This window comes from Brevundimonas vesicularis NBRC 12165, from assembly GCF_001592205.1.
In the GTDB taxonomy this organism is placed as follows: domain Bacteria; phylum Pseudomonadota; class Alphaproteobacteria; order Caulobacterales; family Caulobacteraceae; genus Brevundimonas; species Brevundimonas vesicularis.
The window spans coordinates 108,204-133,010 of record NZ_BCWM01000001.1 but is presented as its reverse complement, the minus strand read 5'-3'; the positions used below and the strand labels follow the sequence as shown (position 1 = coordinate 133,010).

The window sequence follows — 24,807 nt, the reverse complement described above, 5'->3', positions numbered from 1 at the left end:
CGCCGGTGCGGCGGTCTGTCGCATGACGTTTTTGTAATCTTCGCGCCGCTAAGGGCGGAGAAGGTCTCGGCAGAAATCGGACAGCACCTGCGGGTAAAGCTGATGCTCCGCCGTCTTGACCCGTTCGGCCAGGGCCTCAGCCGTGTCGCCCTCTACGATCGGCACGCGCGCTTGGCCCAGGATCGGGCCCTCGTCCACGCCCTCGGTCACCAGATGGACCGTGCAGCCGGCCTCGGCGTCGCCGGCGGTGATGGCGCGGGCGTGGGTGTCCAGACCCGGATAGAGGGGCAGCAGGCTGGGGTGGATGTTCAGCATCCGCTCGCGCCAGCCGCCGACCAGCCAGGGCGTCAGAACGCGCATATAGCCGGCCAGAGCCAGAACCTCGGCGCCAGCGTCGCGCAGGACGGCGTCCACCGCCCGCTCATGCGCCTCACGGTCCTTGCCGAACGGTTTGTGCGCCACGGTCGCCGTCGCCACGCCCTTGGCCGCCGCGATCGCCAGGCCGCCCGCGCCTTCGACGTTCGACAGCACCAGCACGACCTCATAGCCGCTGTCCGGCGCCTGACCGGCGTCGATCAGAGCCGCCATGTTGGAGCCCGCCCCCGAGATCAGGACGGCGACGCGGACGGGCGGGGCGGCTTGGGGCGACATGGCGCCTCGCATGACGGGGCGGGCGACCATTGGCAAGTTTCAAACGCGATCCGCCCTTGTTGTCGGCTGGATTCGGGCGTTAGCGTGTAACGCCGACCGCATGGCGAGGGGTCGTGGGTCGGCGCGTACAGGGGACTATCGCATGAAGAGATTGATCTGCCTCGCGGCCATCGCCGCGATGCTGGGCGCGCCCGTGGCGGCGCTGGCCCAGGAAAGCGGGACCAACAGCAGCAGCAACAATGGCGGGGGCGCCGCGATGCGATCCGCAACCGACCGGTTCCGCAACGCCAACGCCGAGGCGATCGAAAAGGACTGGGCGCGCGCACCGGTCGAGGAGACCGAAGTCACGACGGCCCATTCGGTCAACGCCCACGGCAAGACGCTGCGCTACAAGGCGACGGCGGGCACGCTGACGATCCGCGATGACTCGGGGATGCCGACCGCCAGCCTGTTCTACACCGCCTATAGGCTGGACGGTCAGCCGGTTGGGACGCGGCCGGTGACCTATCTCTACAACGGGGGACCAGGCTCGCCGACCGTGTGGCTGCATATGGGCTCGTTTGGGCCGATGCGGGTCCAGACCGATGAGCCGACCGTGGTGCGGCCGGCGCCCTTCGCCTTCGGCCCGAACGACCAGACTCTGCTGGATCAGACGGACCTGGTTTTCATCGACATGGTAGGCGCGGGCTTCTCGCGTCCGTTGGGCGAGACGCCGGGTTCGACCTTCTGGGGCGTGGACGGAGACGCCGACGCCTTCGCTCGCGCCATCATGCGCTACACGACCAAGTTCAGCCGTTGGTCCAGCCCGAAATACATTATCGGCGAATCCTACGGCACGCTGCGCACCGGTGCGGTGGCGTTCCAGCTTGAAGATCGCGGGATGTCGCTGAACGGCGTGGTGCTGCTGTCGTCGATCATGAACTATGGCGTGCGTCAGCCAGGCTATCCGCAGAACTTCGTCACCCTGTTGCCGACCTATGCGGCGACGGCCTGGTATCATCGCAAGCTGACGAATCCGGCCGCGACGGTCGAGGAACAGGTCCAGCGGGCACGCGACTTCGCGTTGGGACCGTATGCCTCTGCTCTGGCCAAGGGGCACATGATCTCTGACGCCGAGCGCGCCGATATCGTGCGTCAGATGAGCGACCTGACCGGCCTGTCGACCACCTTCATCGACAACGCGAATATGCGCGTGGATCTCGGCGCCTTCCGCAAGGAACTGCTGCGCGACCGGCGCCAGACGATCGGGCGGCTGGACACCCGCTACATGGGTCTGGATGAAGATGCGGCGGGCGGCGAGCCGGAGGATGATCCGTCCAGCTCGGCCGTGACGGGGGCCTATTTCGGCATCTTCCGCGACTACGTGGCCAATGAACTGAACTACAAGACCGACGTCGAATACCGAATGTCGGCGCGGGGCCTGCCGGGCTTCAACTGGAACTGGAGCCACCGTCCGCCGGTGGGAGGGCCGCAAACCACGCCGAACACGGCCATCGATCTGGCCACGGCGATGCGACGAAATCCGTATCTGAAGGTGATGTCGCTGAACGGCTATTATGACGCCGCCACGCCCTTCTTCTCGACCGAGTTCGATCTGGCGCAGATGATGCTGGAGCCCAGCCTGCGGCCGAACCTGGAGTTCACCTACTATGAGGGCGGGCACATGATGTACCTCAGCCACGACGCTCTGGTGAAGCTGCACGCCGACCTGTCGCGCTTCTACGCCGAGACGGCGAACGGCGGGGTCCGGTAAGCCCCGCGGGACCTGGGGGCGGCTTAGGCCGCTTCCAGTTGTCCGCAGACGAAGGCGACTTCGCCGGCGTTGAGCAGGGCCGCCAGCACCGGTTCGGCGTTCTCGGGCGCGACGATCAGGATGAAGCCGACGCCGCAATTGAAGGTGCGGCGCATCTCATGGTCGCTGATGCCGCCGGTTTCGGCCAGCCACTGGAAGACGGCGGGCATGGGCCAGGCGTCCCAGTCGAAGCGGGCCTGCAGACCCTCGGCGATGCAGCGGGGCGGGTTTTCGATCAGGCCGCCGCCGGTGATGTGGGCCGCGCCCTTGACCAGGCCCGCCTTCATGATCGGCAGCACCGGCTTCACATAGATGCGGGTGGGCTCCATCAGGGCCTGGGCCAGCGAACGGTCCTTGGCGAAGGGGGCGTCGTCGCCCCAGGCCAGTCCGGACTTCTCGACCACCTTGCGCACCAGAGAATAGCCGTTGGAGTGCGGGCCGGTGGAGGCCAGGCCGATGATGACGTCGCCGGCCGCCTGGCGATCCAGATAGGGCAGGGCGTGACCGCGTTCGACGGCGCCCAGGCTGAACCCGGCCAGATCGTAGTCGCCCTCGGTGTACATGCCCGGCATTTCGGCGGTCTCGCCCCCGACCAGGGCGCAGCCGGCCTGGCGACAACCCTCGGCGATGCCGGCGACGACGCGGCGGGCGGCGTCGATCTCCAGCCGGCCGGTCGCGTAATAGTCGAGGAACAGCAGGGGTTCGGCCCCTTGGGCCAACAGGTCGTTGACGCACATGGCGACCAGGTCGACGCCAACGCCGTCATGACGGCCGGTCTCGATGGCGATCTTCAGCTTGGTGCCGACGCCGTCCGTGGTGGTGACGATCAGCGGATCTTCGAAGCCGGCGGCCTTGAGGTCGAACAGGGCGCCGAACCCGCCCAGCGAGGGCTCCGATCCGGGGCGCGCCGTCGATTTGGCCAGCGGCTTGATATGTTCGACCAGCATTTCGCCCGCGTCGATGTCCACGCCCGCATCGGCGTAGGTCAGACCGTTTTCGAGAGGCTTTTGGGTGTCGCTCATGGGATCTCGGGCCTGAATCGGGGCGGAAATGCAGCGCGGCTCTTGCCACAGGTAGGATGCGCGGGGCTATAGCATCGGAATGACGCCGATCACCACCACCGAGGCGCTGGCCGATTTTTGCGCCCGCGTAGCCACAGCCCCCTTCATCACGGTCGACACCGAGTTCATGCGGGAAACGACCTATTGGCCGAAGCTCTGCCTGATCCAGGCGGCCTCGGCCGATCACTCCGCCATCATCGACCCGATGGCGGAGGGGCTGGATCTGGAGCCGTTCCTGGAGTTGTTGCGCGACGAGAAGATCGTGAAGGTCTTCCACGCCTGTCGCCAGGACGTGGAAATCTTCGTGCGCCTGGGGGCCATGCCCAAGCCGATGTTCGACACCCAGGTCGCCGCCATGGCCGCCGGCTTCGGCGAACAGGTCGCCTATGATTCGCTGGTGCGGCAGATGCTGCGCATCGAGGTGGACAAGGGCAGCCGCTTCACCGACTGGGCGCGCCGGCCGTTGTCGGAGAACCAACTCGTCTATGCGCTGGGCGACGTGACCCACCTTGCGGCGCTTTATCCCAAGCTGCGCGACCGGCTGCAGAAGGAAGGCCGGCTGGAGTGGGTGATGTCGGAGATGGAGAGCCTGACCGATCCGGCCCTCTACGACACCAATCCGGAAAACGCCTGGAAGCGGCTGAAGCCCAAGAAGTTCTCGGCCAAATATCTGGCGGCGTTCAAGGCCGTCGCCGTCTGGCGCGAGCGGGCGGCGCAGGAGCGCGACCAGCCGCGCGGCCGCATCCTGAAGGACGAGGGCATCGACGAGATCGCCCAGCAGACGCCGACGGATGTCGAGGCCTTCAATCGCCTGCGCTCGGTGCCCAAGGGTTTCGGCGGTTCGCGCCTGGGTCTGGAACTGGCTGAGGAGCTGAAGCGGGTTCTGGCCGATCCCGAATCGCATGCGCCCGAGATGGAGCGCCCCGCCCACCGCCAGCCGGCCCCACCGTCGGTGGTGGAACTGTTGAAGGTGCTGCTGAAGGCCAAGAGCGACAACGCCGGCGTGGCCTCCAAGCTGATCGCCACCGTGTCGGACCTGGAAAAGATCGCCATCAGCGACGATGCCGACATCGACGCCATGAAGGGCTGGCGCCGCCAGATCTTCGGCGAGGATGCGCTGAAGCTGAAGCGCGGCGAGATCGCCCTGGTGCTGAACGGCGCGCGGGTGGAAGTCGTCGAGATCGAGTAGGGGCCGCTTAGCCTAAATCTTCAGCCCCAGGTCCATCGCCTCGGCGAGGGCCTTGGCGCGCTTCTTGGTCTGTTCCCCCAAGAGGACGTCGGCGTAGCCTTCGGTCGCGGTCAGACGCAGGTCGCCGCCTTTGACCTTGGCGGTGGCGTTGGCCATCAGCTGGGGTGAGCGCCCGGACAGGTCGCAGGCCAGACGGATCGCCAGGCCGATGGCGCGGGCGCGTTTGGCGGCGGCGGCGTCGAGCAGGCGGTCGATGACCTCGGGCTGCGGCGTGGCGGGCGCGCCGCCGTACCGGGCGTTCATCGCGCTGGCCAAAAAGGCGCGTTCGGTATGGCTGATGCCGGCGACGGGCGCGCGCAGCACCTGGTCGAAGACAAGCTCCAGCCTGTGATCCGGGTGCAGCCGCGCGCCCAGGTCCGCCAGACGGCAGGCGGCGCTGACCAGAACGGCGTCGCGTTTTTCGCCGAAAACCTCGGGAAGGGCGGCGACGATTTCGGAAATCCAGCCGTTCAGCGCGCCGGGCAGGGCGGGGGCCACACCCTGGCGACCGCCCAGGGCGGTGCAGCCGGCCAGCAGCGGATCGGCCGTGCGCGTCGCCTCGTCCAGCGTCTCGAACAGCAGGCCCTCGCGCACGCCCCAGGCCGACATCTCGATCTGTTTGAGACCGAGATGTTTGATCAACGCCTCCAGCACCAGGCCGGCGTAGGGCAGGGTCTCGGCGCGCTTCTTCGATACGCCGGGCAGTTTGGCCAGGCTGGCCGCCGACTGTTGCGCGACCAGACGCGCGGTCTCCAGCGCCTCATCGGCCGACATCTGATATTGATGCACGACCTTCAGCGGATAGGATTTCAGGCCCATCTGGACCTGGGCCAGGGTCCGCCAGGCGCCGCCCACGGCGTAGAGGCGCTCGCTCTTGAACTGGCCTGCGACCGGTTTCAGGGCCTGATCGATACGGGCCTTGATGCGCTCGGCGTCGAAGGCCTTGCCGTCAGCCAGAGCAAAGGGACCCAGCGGCAGGGTCAGGCCGTTCTCGACGCCGTCTCCGTTCAGCCGGGTCAGCTCAAGACTGGCGCCGCCCATGTCGGCCGAGACGCCGTGGGCCAGGGGCGCGCCGGCCAGCACGCCCATGGCCGCGTATTGGGCCTCTTCCTCACCCGACAGGACGCGGATCTGGAGGCCGGTCTCGGCGGCGACCCGCTCACAGAACTCCGGCCCGTCCAGGGCTTCGCGCACGGCGGCGGTGGCGGCGATCAGGGTCGCGTCAGGCCGCACGCCTTCCAGCACGGCCGCGAAACGGCGCAGCGCCGTCATCGCCATGACAACGCCCTCGGGCGACAGTTTGCGTGTCGTCGGCAGGTCGCGGCCCAGGCCGGCCAGAACCTTCTCATTATAGACGGTCCAGATCGCACGGCCTTCCAGCCGGTAAAGAACCAGGCGAACCGAGTTCGAACCGATGTCGATCGCGGCGATGTCGCGGTCGGTAAGCGTGATGTCGGGCATCAGCGTCCCGGACGCTCGTAGCGCAGGACGGCGGGCAGGCTCTTGGCCTTGCGGCCGCGCCCGGACAGGCTGGGGTTGGTCATGAAGTATTTGTGGGCCGAGAAGGGCCGCTCAGGATCGGCGGGGGTGACGCGTGTATAGCGCCCTTCGGCGTCCAGCACCCAGCTTTGTGCGTCGTCCTTCAGATTGGCGACCATGATCTGATCCAGCACCTGGTCGTGGACGGTGGCGTTGCGGATCGGCGTCATCAACTCGACCCGGCGATCCAGGTTGCGCGTCATCCAGTCGGCCGAGGAGATGAAGACCTTGGCCTTGTCATGCGGCAGATCCTTGCCGTTGGCGAAGCAGACGATGCGGCTGTGTTCCAGGAAGCGGCCGACGATCGACTTGACCCGGATATTCTCCGACAGACCCGGCACGCCGGGACGCAGGCAGCAGATGCCGCGTACGACCAGATCGATACGCACACCCCACTGGCTGGCCCGGTAAAGGGCGTCGATGATCTCGACGTCGACCAGGGCGTTCAGCTTGACCCAGATGGCAGCGGGCTTGCCCATGGCGGCGGCCGACATCTCCTTGCCGATCAGTTCGATCAGCGTGGCCTTCATGTTCAGCGGCGAGACGACCAGGGCTTCGAGGTGGTCCGGCGTCGCATAGCCCGTGATGTAGTTGAACACCCGCGTCGCATCGCGCCCCAGCACCGGGTCGCAGGAGAACAGCGAAAGGTCGGTGTAAACCTTGGCCGTAACGGGGTGGTAGTTGCCGGTGCCGAAGTGGCAGTAGGTGCGCAAGCCCTCGCCCTCGCGCCGGACTACGACGCTGACCTTGGCGTGGGTCTTGTATTCGACGAAGCCGAAGACGACATGGACGCCGGCCCGCTCCATCGCCCGCGCCCAGCGCAGATTGGCCTCTTCGTCGAAGCGGGCCTTCAGTTCGACCAGGGCGGTGACGTTCTTGCCGTTCTCGGCCGCCTCGATCAGGGCGGCGACGATGGGGCTGTCCTTGGAGGTGCGGTACAGCGTCTGTTTGATGGCGATGACATTGGGATCGCGCGCGGCCTGACGCAGGAACTGAACCACCACGTCGAAGCTCTCGAACGGGTGGTGGATCAGCAGATCCTTTTCGCGAATGGCCGCGAAGACGTCGCCACCATTGTCGCGGACACGTTCGGGATAGCGCGGCTCATAGCCCTTGAACTTCAGGTCCGGGTGGCCGCCGGGGATCAGGTCCGACAGCTGGGCCAGACCAAGCATGCCGTCGACTAGAACCACGTCCTGGGGCGCGGCCTCCAGCTCGCCGACGATGAAGTCGCGCAGATCGACAGGCATGGACGCCTCGATCTTGACCCGCACTACCGAGCCGAGACGACGCTGCTTCAGCGCCTCCTCGAACTCCAAGACCAGGTCCTCGGCCTCTTCCTCGATCTCGATGTCCGAGTCGCGGATCAGGCGCAGAACGCCCTTTTCCTGAACCTCGCAGCCGGGGAACAGGTGGTCGATGAACAGCAGCAGCACGTTTTCCAGCGTGATGAACCGCTTGTGCCCCGGCGTGGAGCGGCCGTCGGTCGGCAATTCCCAGAACCGGCGCACTTGGGTCGGCACCGGCACCAGGGCGTAGAAGGTCTTGGTCTCGCCCTTGCGCTTTAGTTTCAGCGCCAGGGAGAAGCCGAGGTTGGGCAGGAAGGGGAAGGGGTGCGCCGGGTCGATGGCGAGCGGCGTCAGGACGGCGAAGAGCTGGTTCAGGAACTCGGGTTCCAGACGCTCCTTCTCGGTCTTGGTGATCTTCTGGCGATCGACGATTTCGATACCGGCGACCGTCAGTTCCCTCTTGAGCTGACGCCAGCGCAGCTGCTGTTCGGCCATGAGCTCGCCGGCAGCGATGTTGATCTGCTCCAGCTGTTCGGCGGGGGTCAGGCCGTCGGCGGACAGGACGCGCAGCCGTTCGCGCAACTGACCCTTCAGGCCGGCGACGCGGGTCATGAAGAACTCGTCCAGGTTATTGGCCGAGATGGACAGGAACCGCAGCCGCTCCAGCAGGGGGTGGTTGGGGTTGGCCGCTTCTTCCAGAACCCGTTCGTTGAACGCCAGCCACGAGGTTTCGCGATTGAAGAACCGGCTGGGCGAGGCCATCAGCTCTTCGCTCAGCGCCAGTTGAGGGGCGCGAGAGGCGGGAACCTCTTCGCCTCGGGTGTCGTCATGGATCGCGGCGTCGGTCATGATCCGGTTCTCGCGCGCGTGTGTGACGGCCGCAAGCGGGCACCGAGAAAATGTCGCGGGTCAGTCGCCGGCGGCGTCCATGGCGTCCAGCACCTGACGCGCCAGAACGCGTGTGACCGGGCGGTGGAGTGCGTCCAGACGTTCGACCACCGCAGCGGCGGTCTCGGCCGAGCGGTCCAGGCGTCGAACCAGATAGTCGATCACGTCGTCGGATGGGGTGATGCTGCGTTCGGCGAAGCGGGCGCGCAGGATGGCCGACAGGACCGCGTCGTCGGGCGCGGCGATGGCGACGGCCCGCACGGCGTCCAGCCGCGATCGCAGATCGGGCAGATCGACTGACCATTGGCGCGGGGCCGAACGCGACACCAGCAGCAGAGCGCCGCCGCCGGAGTTGGCCAGGTTGATCAGATGAAACAGGCTTTCGTCGTCGGCGTCCGCCGCGCGGTCCAGCAGGACCGGCCGGCCTTCCAGTTCCAGCGGATCGATCAGCGCAGCCTCGGCGCCGTTCAGCGGCACAGCGCCGACACGCTCGGCCCAGTCGGCGGCGAGGCGGCTCTTGCCCGACCCTGGCGGGCCGTGCAGCGCCAGCACCGCGCCCACGCCGTCGGGCCAGCGGGCCAGAACGCGCACGGCCTCGGCATTGCTGTCGGACGTCACGAAGGCTTCGCCCGCAACCGGCCGCTCCAGCGGCAGACGCAGCTGTTCGGTCGTGGTCGGGGGCAGGGCGCTCAGCGCGGACATGCGCCTGTCATAGCAGAGGCCGGCGTTAACCGCGTCAGGCCCGCGCTGTTGGTTGCGGGGAGCGAACCGCGCCCCTGTGGATGAAATCAGGCGAATTCGGCCAGGGCGGGGTTCAGCTTGCCGGCCTTGAACTCCGTCACCGTGTAATCGGCCAGGCCGTGAACCTGGAACGGATCGTCCTTCAGCAGGGTCTCCAGCTCTTGCTTGGTTCCGCCGCTGCGCACCACCAGAATGCCGCCGGTGCGCGGGACCATCGGCCCGGCGGCGATGATCAGGCCGCTGGCGACATGCTGATCCAGCCACGCGCGATGCTCGACCGTCCGCGCCTCGATGGCTTCGATGGGCTGGGTGTAAGTGATGGTGACGATGAACATGGCGGCCTCGGGCGGGATGGAAGCGTCAGATATCATGCGCGGCGGCAGGCTTTGCAACGGCTGAAACCTTGACTTTCCGGGGCGATGATGCGCCCTACGCCGCTTCGATTTCGGGCGCCGACGGCGTCGGATTCCACCGCCCAGAGACTCCAGACGGTTCGTTTCATGCACGCCTATCGCTCTCACACCTGCGGCGCCCTGCGCGCCTCCGACGCCGGTTCCGCTGTTCGCCTGTCGGGCTGGGTTCACCGCAAGCGCGACCACGGCGGCCTGCTGTTCATCGACCTGCGCGACCACTACGGCCTGACGCAGCTGGTGCTGCACCCCGAGACGCCGGGCTTCGCCGCCGTCGAACGTCTGCGCGCCGAGAGCGTGATCAAGGTCGATGGCGAGGTGGTCGCCCGCGACGCCTCGGTGGTGAACCCCAACCTGCCCACGGGCGAGGTCGAGGTGCGCGTCCAGGGCGTCGAGGTGCTGTCCGAAGCCGCCGAACTGCCGATGCCGGTCTTCGGCGATCAGGAATATCCTGAGGATATCCGCCTGGCCAACCGCTTCCTGGATCTGCGCCGCGAGCGACTGCACAAGAACATCGTGCTGCGCTCCAAGGTGATCTCCTCGATCCGCCGCCGCATGGTCGATCAGGGCTTCCTGGAGTATCAGACCCCGATCCTGACGGCCTCGTCGCCGGAAGGCGCGCGCGACTTCCTGGTGCCGTCGCGACTGCATCCGGGCAAGTTCTATGCGCTGCCCCAGGCGCCGCAGCAGTTCAAACAGCTGCTGATGGTGTCGGGCTTCGATCGCTATTTCCAGATCGCGCCGTGCTTCCGCGACGAAGACCTGCGCGCCGACCGTTCGCTGGAGTTCTATCAGCTCGACGTCGAGATGAGCTTCGTGACGCAGGAAGACGTCTTCGCCGCCATCGAGCCGCTGATGCACGGCGTGTTCGAGGAGTTCGGCGAGGGCAAGCCGGTCTCTGCCATCGACGGCGTCCATACCTTCACCAACGACTTCGGCGAGACGTTCGAACACAAGGGTTTCGAGCGCCTGACCTATGCCCAGTCGATGGCCTGGTATGGCTCGGACAAGCCGGACCTGCGCAATCCGATCAAGATGCAGGTGGTGACGGATCATTTCCGCGACGGCGGCTTCGGCCTGTTCGCCAAAATCCTGGGCGCGGACGACAAGAACGCAGTTTGGGCCATTCCGGCGCCGACCGGCGGCAGCCGCGCCTTCTGCGACCGCATGAACAGCTGGGCGCAGGGCGAGGGCCAACCGGGCCTGGGCTATATCTTCTGGTCCGAAGACCAGGGCGCTTGGGGCGGCCCGATCGCCAAGAACCTGGGTCAGGAACCGACCGAGGCCCTGATGTCTTCGCTGGGTCTGGGGCAGGGCGACGCCGCCTTCTTCGTCGCCGGCCTGCCTGCGACCTTCGCCAAGTTCGCCGGCCTGGCCCGCACCCGCGTCGGTACGGAGTTGAAGCTGGTGGACGAAGACCAGTTCAAATTCTGCTGGATCGTCGACTTCCCCATGTTCGAATGGTCGGAGGAAGAGAAGAAGGTCGACTTCAGCCACAACCCCTTCTCCATGCCGCAGGGCGGGCTTGAGGCGCTGGAAGGTCAGGATCCGCTGACCATTCGCGCCTATCAGTACGACATCGTCTGCAACGGCTATGAGCTGTGCTCGGGCGCGATCCGGAACCACAAGGCCGAGATCATGCTGAAGGCGTTCGAGATCGCCGGCTATGACGCCTCGGTGGTCGAGGAGCAGTTCGGCGGCATGCTGAACGCCTTCCGCTTCGGCGCGCCGCCGCACGGCGGCCTGGCCCCCGGGATCGACCGCATCGTCATGCTGCTGGCCGGCGAGACGGCCATCCGCGAGGTCATCGCCTTCCCGCTGAACCAGCAGGGCGAGGATCTGCTGATGAACGCCCCGACCGAGGCCGAGGAGCGCCAGCTGAAGGATGTCCACATCCGCACGGCGCTGCCGATCAAGGTGTGATCGGCGAGGTCTGATCAAAGACGAAGAAGGGGGACGCTTCGCGGCGTCCCCCTTTTTTTGCGCTCGCGCCCAGGGCGAGCACGATTGCCTGCAACCGCAAACCGGGATTTACGTTCGGATCGGACGTTAATCTTTCGGTAACCAAATGCGACGCGCCATTCGACTGGGTATCTTCATCGGCACCGTGCTGGGCATGAGCGCCTGTGCGACCCAGTATGACGCCAACGGCCGGACGGTTTCGGGCGCTTACGGCTCGGTCGAAGCCGGGCGCACGGGCTGAGCGCAAAGGAAAACGTGGCGCTGGTCGCGATCCTGCCCTAATGTAGCGCTGCGGACGCCGTCTGTCGCGCCGCGTCGGTCCCCAAAACCCCCTAGATGTTACTCATCGCTATTGCTGTCGTTCTGCTCCTGGTGGTGCTCAACGGCTTGTTCGCCATGACTGAATTGGCGGTCGTCTCCTCGCGGAAATCCAAACTACAGGCGAGGGCGGAACGAGGCGACCGGGGGGCCAGGGCGGCGCTGAAACTGTCGGAAGAACCGACTCAGTTCCTGTCCGCGGTTCAGGTGGGCATCACCCTGATCGGCATTCTGGCGGGCGCCTATGGTCAGGCGACCATCGCGGGCGAACTGGATCGCATTCTCGAAGTCGCCTTCCCGGCGCTGGCTCAATATACCGAATTCTTCGCCACGGCCCTGGTGGTCGTGTGCATCACCTATGTCTCGCTGATCATCGGCGAACTGGTGCCCAAGCGCCTGGCGCTGATCTTCCCCGAAACGGTAGCGTCCAAGATGGCCGGGCCGATCTCCAAGCTGGCGATCGTGTTGAAGCCGTTCGTTCTGCTGCTGACCGCCTCCACCTCGGGCATCCTGAAGCTGTTGGGCGTCAAGGATCGCGATGGCTCGGACGTGACCCAGGAAGAGGTGGCGACCATCCTGGCCGAAGGCACTTCGGCCGGCCTGATCGAGCCCGAAGAGCAGGTGATGATCGAGGAAATCCTGCGCCTGGGCGACCGTCCGGTGCGGGTCGCGATGACCCCGCGCCACGACGTGTTCTGGATCGCCCTGGACGACCCCGAAGAGATGCTGCGCGAAGAGATTCGCACCTGCCCCTATTCGCGGATCGTGGTGGCGCGCGAGAGCGACGTCGATAATCCGCTGGGCGTGGTTCACAAGAAGGATCTGCTGGACAGCCTGCTGACCAACGGCAAGTTCGACATCGAACCGCTGGTCGCCGAACCGGCTTTCATTCCCCAATCGACCTCGGTGTTGAAGGCGCTGGAGATCCTGAAGGGCTCGCGGGTCCACATGGCCTTTATCGTCGACGAGTACGGCGCCTTCGAAGGCGTGGTGACAGCGACCGACATCCTGGAAATGATCGCCGGCGACTTCAACGAAGGCCATGACGAAGAGCAGGCCTGGATCCATCAGCGCGCCGACGGCAGCTGGCTTGTCGATGGTCAAACGGACCTGGACGAATTGGCCGACAAGCTGGGCGAGGACTTTGGCGAGCATGAAGGCTTCCACACCGTCGCTGGCCTGATTCTGCACCAGATCTCGCGCGTCCCGGACGAAGGTGAAGTGCTCCAGGTCGGCCGATTCGAGGTCGAGGTCGTGGATATGGACGACCGCCGCATCGACAAGCTGATCTTCAAGGAACTGGTGAAGGCACAGGACGAGCGGGACGCCATCGCCGCGCATCTGGAAGACTGATCGCAAGTGTCACATCGCCCTTGAAATGGCGGGCGGTGTCGGGCATACGCCCCCCTCTGGCGAACGCACGGACCTTTCGGGTTTGCGCGGTTGTCTAGGAGTTTAGCTCAGCTGGTAGAGCACCGGTCTCCAAAACCGGGGGTCGTGGGTTCGAGTCCCCCAACTCCTGCCAATCCCCCCTGTCGCTTCCGGATGGGACTTCCCATCTGGGGCGACAGGAACAATTGTGTGAAGAGCAACTGATGGCCAAGGCCAAAACTCCCGGCAAGCGGCCTCAAGGCAGCGCGAAGCCCCAGATGGGCGCCAAGCCTCAGGCGGCCGGCGCCGCCGCCATCACGGTCGATTCGCCCGAGCCCAAGAAGCCCCGCACCAGCCCCGGCCAGTTCCTGAGCCAGGTGCGCGCCGAAGGCCGCAAGATCGTCTGGCCCAGCCGCAAGGAGACCTGGATCACCTCGGTGATGGTCTTCATCATGGTCATCATCGCCTCGATCTTCTTCTGGATCGTGGACACTGGCCTCGGCTACGCCTTCCGCTACATCATCGCTCTCGGATCCTGAGAAAGACGCGCCCATGACCGATGCAGCGCCCGCAAAGCCCGCCAATCCGCGCCACAAGTGGTACATCGTCAACGCCTACTCGAACTTCGAGAAGAAGGTCGCCGAGCAGCTGCGTGATCAGGCCAAGCAACAGGGCCTGGAAGACGCCTTCTCCGAAATCCTGGTTCCGACCGAGGACGTCGTCGAGATCCGTCGCGGCCGCAAGGTGAACTCGGAACGCAAGTTCTTCCCCGGCTATGTGCTGGTGAAGATGGAAATGACCGACCAGGCCTATCACCTGGTCAAGAACACGCCGAAGGTCACGGGCTTCCTGGGCGCCGCGGGCGGCACCAAGCCCCTGCCGGTCTCCGAGCGTGAAGTTCAAAACATCATCGGCGCCGTGGAAGAGGGCGTCGAGCGTCCGAAGCCCACCATCCGCTTCGACATCGGCGAGAAGGTCAAGGTCATCGACGGCCCGTTCGCCAGCTTCGACGGTTCGGTCGAGAGCGTGGACGAAGAACACGCCCGCCTGCGCGTCGCCGTGTCCATCTTCGGTCGCGCCACGCCGGTCGAACTGGAATACGCCCAGGTGGAGAAGGTCGCGGGCTGAGGCTCACGCACCTGTCGATATTTAAGCCGCGTCCGAAAGGGCGCGGCTTTTTCGTTTGGCTGATCGCCTTCCAGACGCCGTCATCCTCGGGCTCGACCCGAGGATCAGACGTAGATCGGGCTGGGCGTCACCCCAGGCGCAAAGCGGCGGAGGATCCGGTCCTCGGGTCAAGCCCGAGGATGACGGAACAGGTGAGAGGGCAAATCCCTGCGTTGCCTTTCCATCCCCCCTCTGTTACACGCGCGCCTTCGCTCGGCGGGCCTTGGGTTCGTGGAGCGTCAAATCCGTGGGAGGCAGCCATGCCGCAACCACGGCTCACCGGTCCCGGATCACGTCCGGGGTCATTCATAGGAGAGACCAATGGCCAAGAAGATTCTCGGCTATATCAAGCTGCAAGTGCCGGCCGGTTCGGCCACGCCTTCGCCCCCGATCGGCCCGGCTCTGGGTCAGCGCGGCGTGAACATCATGGGCTTCTGCAAGGAGTTCAACGCGCGCACCGAGAAGGAAGCCAAGGGCACCCCGCTTCCGACCGTGATCACCGTCTATCAGGACAAGTCGTTCACCTTCATCACCAAGACGCCGCCGGCGACCTGGTACCTGAAGCAGGCCACGGGCCTGAAGTCGGGTTCGAAGCTGGTCGGCCGTGAAGTCGCCGGCAAGATCACGCAGGCGCAACTGCGCGAGATCGCCGAAAAGAAGATGAAGGATCTGAACGCCAACGACATCGACGCGGCGGCCAAGATCATCGAAGGCTCCGCCCGCGCGATGGGCCTCGAAGTGGTGGAGGGCTAAACCATGGCCAAGCAAACCAAGGCCTTCAAGGCCCGCACCGGCGTGACCCAAGACCTGCTGCCGTTCTCCGACGCCATCAAGCTGGCCAAGGAAAACGCCAAGGCCAAGTTCGACGAGTCGCTGGAAATCTCGGTCAACCTGGGCGTCGACCCGCGTCACGCCGACCAACAGGTCCGTGGCGTCGTCAACCTGCCGTCGGGCACCGGCCGTGACGTTCGCGTCGCTGTCTTCGCCAAGGACGCCAAGGCCGCCGAAGCCACCGCAGCCGGGGCCGAACACGTCGGCGCCGAAGATCTGTACGAAAAGATCGCCGGCGGCTTCATGGAGTTCGACCGCGTGATCGCGTCGCCGGACATGATGGCCCTGGTCGGCCGTCTGGGTAAGGTGCTGGGCCCGCGCGGCCTGATGCCGAACCCCAAGGTCGGCACCGTGACCCCGAACGTGGCCCAGGCCGTCAAGGACGCCAAGGGCGGCGCCGTCGAGTTCCGCGTCGAGAAGGCGGGCATCGTCCACGCCGGCATCGGCAAGGTCTCGTTCACCCAAGACGCCCTGGAAGCCAACGTGAAGGCCATCGTGGACGCCCTGGTGCGTTCCAAGCCGTCGGGCGCCAAGGGCACCTATGTGAAGCGCATCAGCCTGTCCTCGACGATGGGCCCGGGCTTCAAGGTCGACCCGGCCTCGCTGGGCGCCTAAGTCGAAAGACAAGCCATACGGAAGAACGGCGGGGAGCGATCTCCGCCGTTTTTTTCTTGCCCGGATCAGTAGGCGGCGGTGAAGCGGGCGCGGCTGTGCTTGGGGTTCTCCAGTTCGTCGACCATGGCGATGGCGTAGTCGGAGAAGCCGATCTTGCTGTCGCCATTGGCGTCCACGACCAGTTGGTCGGTCCCGGTGCGATAGCGGCCCAGGCGCGGCGTTTCCTCGATCAGGGCGGCGGGGGAGAAGAACGTCCAGTCGATGTCGGTCTCCTGACGCAGGTCGTCCAGGAAGGTCAGGCCGCCCTTGGCGATGGGCTTCCATTCGGCCGGAAACTGCGGCGTGTCGAACAAGAGGACGCCGGGCGCGACCTCCAGGCTGGCGGCGCCGCCGGTGACGAGCAGGCGCGGGACGCCGGCGGTCTTCAGCGCGCCAAGGATCGTAGCGGCGGGAACATCGAAGTGCAGGGCGCTGATGACCGCGTCCGAGCCTTTGATCAGGTCGGCGAGCGCGGCGGCGTCCGAGGCGTCGCCGGCGACAGGCGTGACGCCGGTGGCGCTCAGAATCGCTTCCGGCTTGCGGGCGATGGCGCTGACCGTGTGACCGCGAGCGGCCAGTTCCTTGGTGATTTCCGAGCCGGCGCGACCGCTGGCGCCGAGGACTGCGACTTTCATGGAAGGCTCCTTTGGGTATCCAATGGATACCAGGTGCGATATGGGATGCGCCTATGCAAGACGGCACCTCTCAGACACCTGGTTACCTTCAAGAAACCTGGCTGCGAGGCGATGTGTTCGCAGCGAACTGTCCGACGCGGCAACTGCTGGACCGCATCGCCGACAAATGGAGCACCCTGATCCTGATCGTGCTGGGAGAGGGGCCGATCCGCTTCAACGCCCTGAAGCAGCGGGTCGATGGGGTGTCGCAGAAGATGCTGAGCCAGACGCTGAAGTCGCTGGAGCGCGACGGGCTGGTGTCACGCTCGGTCGTGGCCACCGTGCCGGTGTCGGTGACCTATGCGGTCACGCCGCTGGGCCGGACCCTGATGGCGGCGATGCAGTCGATGATCGACTGGGCCGAGACCCGGATGCCGGACGTCGCGGCGGCGCAAATGGCCTACGATCAGCGATCCCCCGACACCCACTGACTTTTTTATCGCCTGCGGCGAACGGCCACGCTCGACCCGCGTTCCTGTCGCGACCTTGAAGGGGGCGACATGTTCGGACTGGAAAAACTGATGGGCGAAAAGCCCGGTGTGGGCGGCCACGACCCGTGGAAGGGTCGTCTCGCGTTCGGCGCCATCGTGCTGGTGGCGGCCTATTTCGCGGTCCAGCTGATCGTGACGCTGCAGACGCTGTGGCTGCTGATCTTCGGGGCTATCGTGGTGTCGGTGATCCTGCGCGCCCTGGCCGATCCCATCGTGCGCTGGCTGAAGGCGCCGGACCCGCTGGCCGTCTTCCTATCGCTGCTGATCGTGGTCGCGGTCCTGGCGGGGATATTGACCCTGTTCGGAACCCAGATCACCGAACAGGTCGTGGCCCTGTCCGCCGTGGTGCCGCAAGGCTGGGAGCAGGTTCAGTCCTGGATCCAGGCCCAACCCTATGCCGCACAGCTGTTGGAGCAACTACAAGGGCTGGGCGGCCGTGCCGGTCAGGCGTTGCAGGTCGCTCAGAAGTTCGCCCTGGGCTTCGCATCGGGCGTCACCACTCTGGTCCTCGTCGTGGTCGCAGGCGTCTTCCTGGCGATCGAGCCCGCCAAGTCGCGCGAGGGGCTGCTGTCAATGCTGCCCATGGATCGGCGGCCGCGAATGCGCGAAGTGCTGAACAGCTGCGGGAAGGCGCTGAAAGGCTGGCTGAAGGCGCAGCTGTTCTCGATGGTTCTGGTCGGGACACTGACAGGGATAGGTTTGGCCATCATCGGCGTGCCGTCGGCGCTGGGGCTGGGTCTGCTGACGGGACTGGCGCAGTTCGTGCCGATCGTCGGGCCCATCGTCTCCACCGTGCCGGCCGTGCTGGTCGGCGCCACGCAAGGGTGGCAGACGGCCCTGATGACGCTGGCGCTGTATGTCGTTGTGTCCCAGCTGGAGAGCAACTTCATCACGCCGATGGTGCAGAAGAACGTCGCGAACCTGCCCGTCGTGCTGGGCATCTTCGCCGTCGTGGGCATCGGCACCCTGTTCGGGCCGCTGGGCGTGCTGTTCGCCACGCCGCTGGCGCTGGTGCTGCACACCTTGATCACCATGCTGTATCGTCAGGACGTGCTGGGCGATCCCAAGGCCAAGGCGCCCGGCGAGAAATAAATGGGACCGTCCGTGGTCTGACAACTTGACGCAGCCGTCGTGATCCCGTTTCGAGGGCGGCCGCGACCAGCAGACCTGGAACCAGACGTGAAGATTGGGCGAGCGCCAGCACGAATCGTCAGGACCGCTCAAGCGATGGGCGAGGGCTGAGGCGTGGCGCAGGCCCGGTCGAAACGCACCACCCGCTCCGAGACCCGGCAGGTCGCGGCCCTGCCGTGGCGGCTGGAGGACGGCGAGCGTCGCATCCTGATGATCACCTCGCGCGAAACGCGACGCTGGGTGATCCCCAAGGGCGGGCGGATGGTCGGCAAGAGCGATCCCGAGGCGGCCGCTCAGGAGGCGATGGAGGAGGCGGGGGTGAAGGGCGACGTCGACACACAGTCCATCGGTGTCTTCCGCTACGCCAAGGGGTTGAAGGACGGGGGCGTGCGCCCGTGCGTGGTGTCGGTCTATCCGCTCGAAGTGTTGATCCAGATGGGCGCCTGGCCCGAAGCGCATCAGCGCGAGCGCCGTTGGATGAGCCTGAGCGAGGCGGCGGATCTGGTTCATGAGCCCGACCTGGCCGCGCTGATCCGCGACTTCGACGCCACGCCGCTCGAAGATTGAGCAACCGTCGGTCGAATTCGACTGGCCTGCAGGCCTGAGCTTCCCGATAAGAGGGCGGGGGAGGCCATCATGATCATCTCACGCACACTGGCGCTGGCCGCGTCGCTGGGTCTGGCGCTGGGTCTGAGCGCGACAGGCGCGCGCGCGCAGACGGCGGCTCAATCGGAAACAGTTGTCGTCACGCGCGTCGAGCCTGCGCCGCAGGATGCCGGCCTGGCCCGCCGCAGCGCCCTGGCGCGCGAACTGATCGATCTGTCCGTCGGACCGAACTTCATGAAGGAGTTCGAGCGCGTCATGGTCGCGCAGATGGGCGAACTGGATAAGAAGGGCGGCGAAGAAGCGATTTGGGTCCGCACCAACATGCCGTCTATGGCTAGCAGAATGATCGAGCGGTTCATGGATGACTTGGCCCCGATTTACGGCTCCGTCTTCACTGAAGAAGAACTTGTCGCTCAGATCGCATTCTATCGCACGGCTGTCGGGCGCTCTGTCGCAGCCAAGACGATATCCTTGAGCATGGCCTCACAGGAGGTCGAGACCGCAGCGATGACGAACCTTCTAGAGGAGTTCGAGAGCAAATACTGCGCCCGGTTCGACTGCGGCGAGGCCGAACAGACCGGCGCCAAACCCAGCCGGCGTTAAGCCGGGTTGATTTCCAACGACGGCGCCTGTAAGAGCGCCGCTTCCCGTCGGAGGTTCATCTTCTGACGGTCCTGTCCGAGAACTTCGGGGCGTGGGGGTCACCCATGCCATAACTGTCAGAGAGCCCTCTGACGCCGTGGGGAGATGGGGACGCGACCTTGCGCTGTCAGCCCGCATTCCGGGATGGACGCCGTCAGACGCATCCTTCGGACAATACGACCGGCCCGACGTTTCGCAGCGATGCGACGCGCTTTGGCCAATCCGTCGTCGGGAATAAGCCCGGCGGCGAATACCAAGACTGGAGACCGCAATGGATCGCGCTCAAAAAGCCGAGTCTATCGAATCGCTCAAGGGCGTTTTCGCCGACGCCGGCAGCGTGGTCGTGACCCACAACCTGGGTCTGACCGTTGCGGAAATGGAAGATCTGCGTGGCCGTCTTCGTAAAGAAGGCGGCGCGTTCAAGGTGGTCAAGAACCGCCTGGCGCTGAAGGCGCTCGAAGCCGAGGAAGGCAGCGACTACCACAACCTGTTCAAGGGTCCCGTGGGCATCGCCTATTCCGAGAACCCCGGTACGGCCGCCAAGGTCGCCACCGAGTTCGCCAAGGCCAACGATCGCTTCAAGATCGTCGGCGGCTTCATGGGCTCGACCATCGTCGACCAAAAGGGCGTGGACGCACTGTCCAAGCTCCCGACGCTCGACGAGGTTCGCGGTCAACTCATCGGCCTGCTCAACGCGCCTGCGACCCGTATCGCCGGCGTGCTGCAAGCACCCGCCGGTCAGCTGGCTCGCGTGTTCAACGCCTACGCCACCAAGGAAGCCGCGTAAGCGGCCCAGCCTTTCATCTCTGCATCACTCTCTAAAACCAATCCTCCGAAGGAAAACTGACAATGGCTGACCTCGCCAAGATCGTCGAAGACCTGTCCGCTCTGACCGTCCTCGAAGCTGCTGAACTCTCCAAGCTGCTGGAAGAAAAGTGGGGCGTCAGCGCCGCTGCTCCGGTCGCCATGGCTGCTCCGGCCGCCGGCGGCGGCGCTCCGGCTGAAGCTGCCGAAGAGCAAACCGAATTCACCGTCGTCCTGGTCGACGGCGGCGACAAGAAGATCAACGTGATCAAGGAAGTCCGCGGCGTCCGTTCGGACCTGGGTCTGAAGGAAGCCAAGGACCTGGTCGAAGGCGCTCCGCAGAACGTCGTCGAGAACGTCTCCAAGCAAGCCGCCGACGAAGTCGCCAAGAAGCTGACGGAAGCCGGCGCCAAGGTCCAGATCAAGTAAGATCTGACTTTCGGCATTTGCTGAAGATCGGAAAGGCCCGGCGGGAAACCGCCGGGTCTTTTCTTTTGGGGCCTACCGCGCGGAGCGCTGTTGAGGCCCTTGGCGGACATCTTAGTTATCTGACTGCGCGGACGGATAGGTAAGCTTCCTGTTCAACATGCTGAGCGTCGCTAAATATCTGGTCGGTCAATCCGCGAACGGGTTCGTAGGGCCGCCAGCCATTGCGCCTGTTGCGGTAGGCCATCGCTTCTTCTTGTGTTGATGCATAGAAGGCTTCGACAAAGCGAGCATCGGGATCCCGGAGACGATCCCACGCCTCACTGACGGCAGCGCACTCTTGTGAGTTCGCTGTTTCCCAAATCTCAAATCTCAGCAGAGCCATCGGCCGGTTCTTAGCGGAGCGAACGTGCGGCGAAAAAGGCCCACAGGGCGTCGTTGTCGGCGACCCAGCTGTGGCCGCCGCCGGCGGTGATGCGGCCCACCACGTCCGCGCCGTCGCGGCAGGCTGAGTAGCCCTCTTCATAGATCTTGTCGGCGATCCAGCGGGTGTCTCGCACATGGGTGCAGCCGTTCAGCTGGGCCCAGCGCTGTTCGGCGGCGTGCATGGTGTAGCTCCAATAGCCTGCGCCGCCGCCCTGGATCGGATTGGTCGTGTCGGCGTCGCCGGCGAAGGCGATGACCGGCATGGGGCGCGAAGGGCGGCAGGTGGCGGGATCCGGCTCCTCCGGGCGGTCCTTTCGGGGATTGCCGGCGCGCAAGCCGACGACCGGGGCGATGGCGGCGAAACGGTCGGCGGCGACGCAACCCAGCCAGGACGCCATCCGGCCGCCGCCCGACAGGCCCGTCGCATAGACGCGGCTGTCATCGACGCAGCCCTGGTCGGCCAGATAATCGATGGCCCCCGTCAGATAGGCGACGTCGTCGGCATCGCCGGGACCGGGGACTGCGCCGGTGACGGTCGGCACGCCGGGGATGTTCCAGACGAAACCTTGATCGATCGGAATGCCGGCATCGGGCGCGGCGACGATGAAGCCGTGCCGATCCGCCGCCTCAGCCAGGCCGGAAGACGCCAGCATCTTCTCTCCCGTGCCGCCGCTGCCGTGCAGCAGGAAGACCAGAGGCGCCGGCTTTGCGGGGTCGAAACCAGCAGGCAGGTGGATCCGCATGGTGCGTCCGCTGAGGCCGATGGCGACGGCCTGGGTCGCGCCCGCCTGTCCGACGTTGCAGGGGCCGGCCGCCTGAGCCGACGGGCTGAAGATCATCAGGCCCATCAGGGCGGCGAACAGACCGAACCAAGGCTTCATGCGACGTCATCTCCGCTGATCGAGGCCGAAAGGGTGGGGTGTTTTCGGCTTCGAGGCCAGTCTTGAGCGGCGCCGTGCGGCTTCCCATCTGTGGACACCCCAAGACGGAGCCATCCCCTATGAAAATTCTGCTGGTGCTGACGTCGCACGACCAACTCGGCGACACGGGCAAGAAGACCGGCTTCTGGCTGGAAGAGCTGGCGGCGCCCTATTACGCGCTGAAGGACGCGGGCGCGGAGCTCGTGCTGGCCTCGCCCAAGGGCGGTCAGCCGCCGCTGGACCCCAAGAGCGACGACCCCGACGCCCAAACCGACGACACGCGCCGGTTCAAGGCCGACGCCGAAGCCCAGGCCGCCCTGGCCTCGACGGTCGTCCTGTCTTCGGTGAAGGCCGAGGATTTCGACGCTGTCTTCTATCCCGGCGGCCACGGACCGCTGTGGGATCTGGCGAACGACGCTGACTCCATCGCCCTGATCGAGGCCTTCGCCAAGGCGGACAAGCCGACCGGCTTCGTCTGCCATGCGCCCGGCGTGCTGAAGTCTGTGAACGGGCAGGATGGCAAGCCGCTGGTCAACGGCCGCAAGGTGACCGGCTTCACCAACTCCGAAGAGGAGGCCGTGGGCCTGACCGACGTGGTGCCGTTCCTGGTCGAGAACGTGCTGACCGCCAACGGCGGCGACTACTCCAAGGGGCCGGACTGGGGCTCCTATGTGCTGACCGACGGCAAGCTGGTGACCGGGCAGAACCCCGGCTCGTCGCACGCGGCGGCCGAGGCGTTGCTGAAGCTGTTGAAGTAAGGGGCGTGTCTCCTCCCCGCACTGCGGGGAGGAGACGCCTTCAGCGCCGGCGGGGCGCGAGGATGTCGGACAGGCGATCCGGCTCGCCTTCGATCCGTTCCAGCCGCGGGTAGCGCAGGCCGTCGTGGTAGGCGAAGGCCACCGTGCGGAAGCGATCGCCGGATTTCAGCAACAGTTCGATCGGGGCGTCGGTCCCTTTCGCCGCCGTGACGGCGTCGCGCAGGACCTCGGCCGAGCCGGCCTTGCCGTTGACGGCGACCAGGCTCCAGCCGGCGCCGAGGCCTTGCTCGAAGGCGGGGCCGCCCCAGCGGATGTTGGTCAGCTTGTCGCCCGACAGGGTGAAGCCGAGCGAATATTGGAAGTCGTTGGCCCAGCCGCTCTGGACCGACTTCTCCGCCGCCGAGGGCGTGTCGGTGTAGGTCAGTCGCCAGCCGCCACGCTCGATCCCGGCCAGCGGCGCGCGGGCGTCGGGACCGACGGCGTCCAGACGAGTGCGCAGGAAGGCGGCCCAGTCGTGGGGATAGACCGCATTCAGGGCCGCGACGACGTCTTCGAAGGTGTAACCCTGAGGCGCCCATTCGCCGTCGTCGTGACCGAAGAAGCCCTTGGCGAAATCATCCAGCGACTTGCGGCCATTGGTGCCCTCGCGGATCATGGTGTCGGCGTCCAGCCAGACCAGCAGGCTTTCGCGGTAGTAGTCGCCGGTGCCGCGCATCCACGAAGTGAACTGGCCCGGCACGCGATAGCCCAGCAGATTGTGGTTGTTGGTGTCCTGCAAGGCGCGCCACTGGCGGCCCGGCTGCTGGTCGTAGAAGGCGGCGACGCTGGCCAGGGTCGCCAGGGCCACGTCCTTGGAATGCAGCCTCGAACGGGCGGCCAGGACATCGCCCCAGTATTCGGTCTGACCCTCATAGACCCATAGCAGTGTGTTCTGGGTCGGGACGTTGTGGTTGGCGGTCAACTCGTCCGCCGGACGCATGAACTTGCCGTTCCAGGAGTGGGTGTATTCATGGGGCAGCAAGCCCCGGTCGCCGGCGCTCTTGGTCCAGTTGGTGAAGAAGTCGGGCGCGCCGGTGTTCTCGGACGAGCGATGATGCTCCAGCCCGATGCCGCCCATCTGATCGGTCAGGGCGAACAGGAATTCGTAGTTGTCGAAGTGACGGGCGCCGAACAGGCGGTCGGCCTGCTGAACCATGTTCTCGAACAGTTTCAACTGGTCGTCGGTGGCGGCCAGACCCTTGGCCTCGTCAGCCAGGATGTTCAGGTGGACGCGCTCGCCGCTGGGGTCGATGTCGACGCGGCGGTAGTGCGCGCCCGCGAAGATGGGGCTGTCGATCAGGGTGTAGAGGTCGGTCGGGGCGAAGGCCGCCACGTCGCCGTCCTGAGACGCCGTGGTCAGGGCGGTGCCGTATTTCCAGCCGGCGGGCAGGACCACCGACGGGGCGATCTGGATCTGGCGGCTGAAATAGCCGGCCGGATAGAGGATGGCCTTTTCCCACTGCAGATTGACCATGGCTGGGGTCATCAGCACGCGCCAGTTGGAGGCGTCCGGTTGGGTCAGTTGCTGGAACTGCACCTCTATGCTGGTCACGCGCGCCGGAATGTCGAGGTGGAAGGCGTAAGGGTCCAGCGTGTCGCGCAGCCACTCGATCCGCTGGCCGTTGGCGGTGACGGTCAGCCCGGACAGCAGTTGGATTGGGCCGGTGGCGGCGTGGTTGCCGGGCAGGAACTTCGGATAGAGCAGGGTCAGCGGGCCAGGACCGGCGACCGGGATGGTCTGGCTGACGCGGATGATGCGGCGGTCCAGGTCGGTGATGTCGGCGCGGTACTGGATCACGCCCGGATAGGGCTTGTCCTGCGGCGCCGGGATGGACGGCTGGGCGCGGGGCAGGGCCAGCGGCGCCTGGGTCGCATCGGCGACGATAGGGGTCGACTGGAAGCTCTGGGCCAGAACTGGCGAAGCGGCGGCCGTCATCAGGACGGCAAGGCAGGCGGCGGTCAGGCGGGTACGCGGCATTCGGTCATCC

At 65.9% G+C, this 24,807-nt stretch carries 26 protein-coding genes and 1 tRNA gene; 17 read left to right on the top strand and 10 right to left on the bottom strand.

The annotated features are described in order from the left end of the window. Positions 1-48: 48 nt before the first annotated feature. The gene (gene purN / locus BVE01S_RS00660; RefSeq protein ID WP_240612079.1) at positions 49-681 is read right to left on the bottom strand and encodes a phosphoribosylglycinamide formyltransferase; all 633 of its coding nucleotides are present in this window, start codon (positions 679-681) and stop codon (positions 49-51) included. 112 nt (positions 682-793) lie between these two features. On the opposite strand from purN, the gene BVE01S_RS00655 reads away from it, so the two are divergent. Continuing rightward, positions 794-2,404, top strand: coding sequence for a S10 family peptidase (locus tag BVE01S_RS00655; protein WP_066622961.1), 1,611 nt, complete (start codon positions 794-796; stop codon positions 2,402-2,404). 23 nt (positions 2,405-2,427) lie between these two features. Here BVE01S_RS00655 and purM read toward each other — a convergent pair whose 3' ends face one another. Beyond that, the gene (gene purM / locus BVE01S_RS00650) at positions 2,428-3,465 is read right to left on the bottom strand and encodes a phosphoribosylformylglycinamidine cyclo-ligase (RefSeq protein WP_066622959.1); all 1,038 of its coding nucleotides are present in this window, start codon (positions 3,463-3,465) and stop codon (positions 2,428-2,430) included. Positions 3,466-3,544: 79 nt separating this feature from the next. Between purM and rnd the strand changes: the two genes are divergently transcribed. Next, positions 3,545-4,693, top strand: a complete 1,149-nt coding sequence (gene rnd / locus BVE01S_RS00645; protein WP_066622957.1) for a ribonuclease D — start codon at positions 3,545-3,547, stop codon at positions 4,691-4,693. Positions 4,694-4,705: 12 nt separating this feature from the next. Here the strand turns inward: rnd and BVE01S_RS00640 are convergent, their stop codons facing one another. The 4 genes from BVE01S_RS00640 to BVE01S_RS00625 all read right to left on the bottom strand — a co-directional run bounded on the left by BVE01S_RS00640 (position 4,706) and on the right by BVE01S_RS00625 (position 9,560). Continuing rightward, complete coding sequence (locus tag BVE01S_RS00640) at positions 4,706-6,193, bottom strand: Ppx/GppA phosphatase family protein (RefSeq protein ID WP_066622954.1); 1,488 nt, start codon at positions 6,191-6,193, stop codon at positions 4,706-4,708. Then, positions 6,193-8,409, bottom strand: a complete 2,217-nt coding sequence (locus BVE01S_RS00635; RefSeq protein ID WP_066622951.1) for an RNA degradosome polyphosphate kinase — start codon at positions 8,407-8,409, stop codon at positions 6,193-6,195. Before BVE01S_RS00635 ends, BVE01S_RS00640 begins: the two co-directional genes overlap by 1 nt. Positions 8,410-8,469: 60 nt before the next feature. Then, complete coding sequence (locus tag BVE01S_RS00630; protein ID WP_066622948.1) at positions 8,470-9,150, bottom strand: P-loop NTPase family protein; 681 nt, start codon at positions 9,148-9,150, stop codon at positions 8,470-8,472. Positions 9,151-9,236: 86 nt separating this feature from the next. Then, positions 9,237-9,560, bottom strand: a complete 324-nt coding sequence (locus tag BVE01S_RS00625) for a YciI family protein (RefSeq protein ID WP_233156372.1) — start codon at positions 9,558-9,560, stop codon at positions 9,237-9,239. A 129-nt stretch (positions 9,561-9,689) separates the two neighbouring features. Here BVE01S_RS00625 and aspS point away from each other — a divergent pair, with 129 nt between their 5' ends. The 8 genes from aspS to rplA all read left to right on the top strand — a co-directional run bounded on the left by aspS (position 9,690) and on the right by rplA (position 15,863). Continuing rightward, positions 9,690-11,522, top strand: coding sequence for an aspartate--tRNA ligase (aspS, locus tag BVE01S_RS00620; RefSeq protein ID WP_066622945.1), 1,833 nt, complete (start codon positions 9,690-9,692; stop codon positions 11,520-11,522). Positions 11,523-11,667: 145 nt separating this feature from the next. Next, on the top strand, positions 11,668-11,802 hold the full coding sequence (locus BVE01S_RS17340; protein ID WP_276309702.1) for a hypothetical protein: 135 nt from the start codon (positions 11,668-11,670) through the stop codon (positions 11,800-11,802). 95 nt (positions 11,803-11,897) lie between these two features. Further along, a complete protein-coding gene (locus BVE01S_RS00615; protein ID WP_153923662.1) occupies positions 11,898-13,232 on the top strand; it encodes a hemolysin family protein in 1,335 nt (444 codons plus the stop codon). 96 nt (positions 13,233-13,328) lie between these two features. After that, positions 13,329-13,404: transfer RNA gene (locus BVE01S_RS00610), tRNA-Trp, on the top strand. A 70-nt stretch (positions 13,405-13,474) separates the two neighbouring features. Next, the gene (gene secE / locus BVE01S_RS00605; RefSeq protein WP_017506693.1) at positions 13,475-13,789 is read left to right on the top strand and encodes a preprotein translocase subunit SecE; all 315 of its coding nucleotides are present in this window, start codon (positions 13,475-13,477) and stop codon (positions 13,787-13,789) included. Positions 13,790-13,802: 13 nt separating this feature from the next. Continuing rightward, positions 13,803-14,378, top strand: coding sequence for a transcription termination/antitermination protein NusG (nusG, locus tag BVE01S_RS00600; RefSeq protein WP_017506694.1), 576 nt, complete (start codon positions 13,803-13,805; stop codon positions 14,376-14,378). Positions 14,379-14,738: 360 nt separating this feature from the next. After that, positions 14,739-15,170, top strand: a complete 432-nt coding sequence (gene rplK, locus BVE01S_RS00595; RefSeq protein WP_055754816.1) for a 50S ribosomal protein L11 — start codon at positions 14,739-14,741, stop codon at positions 15,168-15,170. Between the two features lie 3 nt (positions 15,171-15,173). After that, a complete protein-coding gene (gene rplA / locus BVE01S_RS00590; RefSeq protein WP_017506695.1) occupies positions 15,174-15,863 on the top strand; it encodes a 50S ribosomal protein L1 in 690 nt (229 codons plus the stop codon). Positions 15,864-15,928: 65 nt separating this feature from the next. Here the strand turns inward: rplA and BVE01S_RS00585 are convergent, their stop codons facing one another. Continuing rightward, complete coding sequence (locus BVE01S_RS00585; protein ID WP_066622942.1) at positions 15,929-16,537, bottom strand: NAD(P)-dependent oxidoreductase; 609 nt, start codon at positions 16,535-16,537, stop codon at positions 15,929-15,931. Between the two features lie 53 nt (positions 16,538-16,590). Here BVE01S_RS00585 and BVE01S_RS00580 point away from each other — a divergent pair, with 53 nt between their 5' ends. The 6 genes from BVE01S_RS00580 to rplL all read left to right on the top strand — a co-directional run bounded on the left by BVE01S_RS00580 (position 16,591) and on the right by rplL (position 20,679). Continuing rightward, a complete protein-coding gene (locus BVE01S_RS00580; RefSeq protein WP_066622939.1) occupies positions 16,591-17,007 on the top strand; it encodes a winged helix-turn-helix transcriptional regulator in 417 nt (138 codons plus the stop codon). A gap of 69 nt (positions 17,008-17,076) precedes the next feature. After that, on the top strand, positions 17,077-18,159 hold the full coding sequence (locus BVE01S_RS00575) for an AI-2E family transporter (RefSeq protein ID WP_066622937.1): 1,083 nt from the start codon (positions 17,077-17,079) through the stop codon (positions 18,157-18,159). Positions 18,160-18,312: 153 nt separating this feature from the next. Continuing rightward, the gene (locus tag BVE01S_RS00570) at positions 18,313-18,765 is read left to right on the top strand and encodes an NUDIX hydrolase (protein WP_066622935.1); all 453 of its coding nucleotides are present in this window, start codon (positions 18,313-18,315) and stop codon (positions 18,763-18,765) included. A 69-nt stretch (positions 18,766-18,834) separates the two neighbouring features. Next, complete coding sequence (locus BVE01S_RS00565; RefSeq protein ID WP_066622933.1) at positions 18,835-19,407, top strand: DUF2059 domain-containing protein; 573 nt, start codon at positions 18,835-18,837, stop codon at positions 19,405-19,407. Between the two features lie 310 nt (positions 19,408-19,717). Continuing rightward, a complete protein-coding gene (rplJ, locus tag BVE01S_RS00560; protein WP_055754822.1) occupies positions 19,718-20,233 on the top strand; it encodes a 50S ribosomal protein L10 in 516 nt (171 codons plus the stop codon). A gap of 62 nt (positions 20,234-20,295) precedes the next feature. Next, complete coding sequence (gene rplL / locus BVE01S_RS00555) at positions 20,296-20,679, top strand: 50S ribosomal protein L7/L12 (protein WP_055754823.1); 384 nt, start codon at positions 20,296-20,298, stop codon at positions 20,677-20,679. Positions 20,680-20,794: 115 nt separating this feature from the next. On the opposite strand, the gene BVE01S_RS16680 is transcribed toward rplL, so the two are convergent. Next, entirely contained in the window at positions 20,795-21,061 is a 267-nt protein-coding gene (locus BVE01S_RS16680; protein WP_146112045.1) for a hypothetical protein, read from the bottom strand. Between the two features lie 10 nt (positions 21,062-21,071). After that, a complete protein-coding gene (locus tag BVE01S_RS00550) occupies positions 21,072-21,983 on the bottom strand; it encodes a CE1 family esterase (RefSeq protein ID WP_066622930.1) in 912 nt (303 codons plus the stop codon). 119 nt (positions 21,984-22,102) lie between these two features. On the opposite strand from BVE01S_RS00550, the gene BVE01S_RS00545 reads away from it, so the two are divergent. Then, the gene (locus BVE01S_RS00545) at positions 22,103-22,780 is read left to right on the top strand and encodes a type 1 glutamine amidotransferase domain-containing protein (RefSeq protein WP_066622927.1); all 678 of its coding nucleotides are present in this window, start codon (positions 22,103-22,105) and stop codon (positions 22,778-22,780) included. A 40-nt stretch (positions 22,781-22,820) separates the two neighbouring features. Here BVE01S_RS00545 and BVE01S_RS00540 read toward each other — a convergent pair whose 3' ends face one another. Then, the gene (locus tag BVE01S_RS00540; RefSeq protein ID WP_066622923.1) at positions 22,821-24,797 is read right to left on the bottom strand and encodes a M61 family metallopeptidase; all 1,977 of its coding nucleotides are present in this window, start codon (positions 24,795-24,797) and stop codon (positions 22,821-22,823) included. Positions 24,798-24,807 lie beyond the last annotated feature (10 nt).

What these genes read in the sequence shown, in the direction of transcription:
- rplJ (WP_055754822.1), top strand. Translation starts at nt 19,718, where the DNA reads ATGGATCGCGCTCAAAAAGCCGAGTCTATCGAATCGCTCAAGGGCGTT.
- BVE01S_RS00545 (WP_066622927.1), top strand. Translation starts at nt 22,103, where the DNA reads ATGAAAATTCTGCTGGTGCTGACGTCGCACGACCAACTCGGCGACACG.
- BVE01S_RS00540 (WP_066622923.1), bottom strand. Translation starts at nt 24,797, where the DNA reads ATGCCGCGTACCCGCCTGACCGCCGCCTGCCTTGCCGTCCTGATGACG.
- BVE01S_RS00630 (WP_066622948.1), bottom strand. Translation starts at nt 9,150, where the DNA reads ATGTCCGCGCTGAGCGCCCTGCCCCCGACCACGACCGAACAGCTGCGT.
- BVE01S_RS00625 (WP_233156372.1), bottom strand. Translation starts at nt 9,560, where the DNA reads ATGATATCTGACGCTTCCATCCCGCCCGAGGCCGCCATGTTCATCGTC.
- rnd (WP_066622957.1), top strand. Translation starts at nt 3,545, where the DNA reads ATGACGCCGATCACCACCACCGAGGCGCTGGCCGATTTTTGCGCCCGC.
- BVE01S_RS00615 (WP_153923662.1), top strand. Translation starts at nt 11,898, where the DNA reads ATGTTACTCATCGCTATTGCTGTCGTTCTGCTCCTGGTGGTGCTCAAC.
- rplL (WP_055754823.1), top strand. Translation starts at nt 20,296, where the DNA reads ATGGCTGACCTCGCCAAGATCGTCGAAGACCTGTCCGCTCTGACCGTC.
- purM (WP_066622959.1), bottom strand. Translation starts at nt 3,465, where the DNA reads ATGAGCGACACCCAAAAGCCTCTCGAAAACGGTCTGACCTACGCCGAT.
- BVE01S_RS00640 (WP_066622954.1), bottom strand. Translation starts at nt 6,193, where the DNA reads ATGCCCGACATCACGCTTACCGACCGCGACATCGCCGCGATCGACATC.
- BVE01S_RS00550 (WP_066622930.1), bottom strand. Translation starts at nt 21,983, where the DNA reads ATGAAGCCTTGGTTCGGTCTGTTCGCCGCCCTGATGGGCCTGATGATC.
- nusG (WP_017506694.1), top strand. Translation starts at nt 13,803, where the DNA reads ATGACCGATGCAGCGCCCGCAAAGCCCGCCAATCCGCGCCACAAGTGG.
- aspS (WP_066622945.1), top strand. Translation starts at nt 9,690, where the DNA reads ATGCACGCCTATCGCTCTCACACCTGCGGCGCCCTGCGCGCCTCCGAC.
- purN (WP_240612079.1), bottom strand. Translation starts at nt 681, where the DNA reads ATGGTCGCCCGCCCCGTCATGCGAGGCGCCATGTCGCCCCAAGCCGCC.
- rplK (WP_055754816.1), top strand. Translation starts at nt 14,739, where the DNA reads ATGGCCAAGAAGATTCTCGGCTATATCAAGCTGCAAGTGCCGGCCGGT.
- secE (WP_017506693.1), top strand. Translation starts at nt 13,475, where the DNA reads ATGGCCAAGGCCAAAACTCCCGGCAAGCGGCCTCAAGGCAGCGCGAAG.
- BVE01S_RS00635 (WP_066622951.1), bottom strand. Translation starts at nt 8,409, where the DNA reads ATGACCGACGCCGCGATCCATGACGACACCCGAGGCGAAGAGGTTCCC.
- BVE01S_RS00580 (WP_066622939.1), top strand. Translation starts at nt 16,591, where the DNA reads ATGCAAGACGGCACCTCTCAGACACCTGGTTACCTTCAAGAAACCTGG.
- BVE01S_RS00585 (WP_066622942.1), bottom strand. Translation starts at nt 16,537, where the DNA reads ATGAAAGTCGCAGTCCTCGGCGCCAGCGGTCGCGCCGGCTCGGAAATC.
- rplA (WP_017506695.1), top strand. Translation starts at nt 15,174, where the DNA reads ATGGCCAAGCAAACCAAGGCCTTCAAGGCCCGCACCGGCGTGACCCAA.
- BVE01S_RS17340 (WP_276309702.1), top strand. Translation starts at nt 11,668, where the DNA reads ATGCGACGCGCCATTCGACTGGGTATCTTCATCGGCACCGTGCTGGGC.
- BVE01S_RS16680 (WP_146112045.1), bottom strand. Translation starts at nt 21,061, where the DNA reads ATGGCTCTGCTGAGATTTGAGATTTGGGAAACAGCGAACTCACAAGAG.
- BVE01S_RS00575 (WP_066622937.1), top strand. Translation starts at nt 17,077, where the DNA reads ATGTTCGGACTGGAAAAACTGATGGGCGAAAAGCCCGGTGTGGGCGGC.
- BVE01S_RS00655 (WP_066622961.1), top strand. Translation starts at nt 794, where the DNA reads ATGAAGAGATTGATCTGCCTCGCGGCCATCGCCGCGATGCTGGGCGCG.
- BVE01S_RS00565 (WP_066622933.1), top strand. Translation starts at nt 18,835, where the DNA reads ATGATCATCTCACGCACACTGGCGCTGGCCGCGTCGCTGGGTCTGGCG.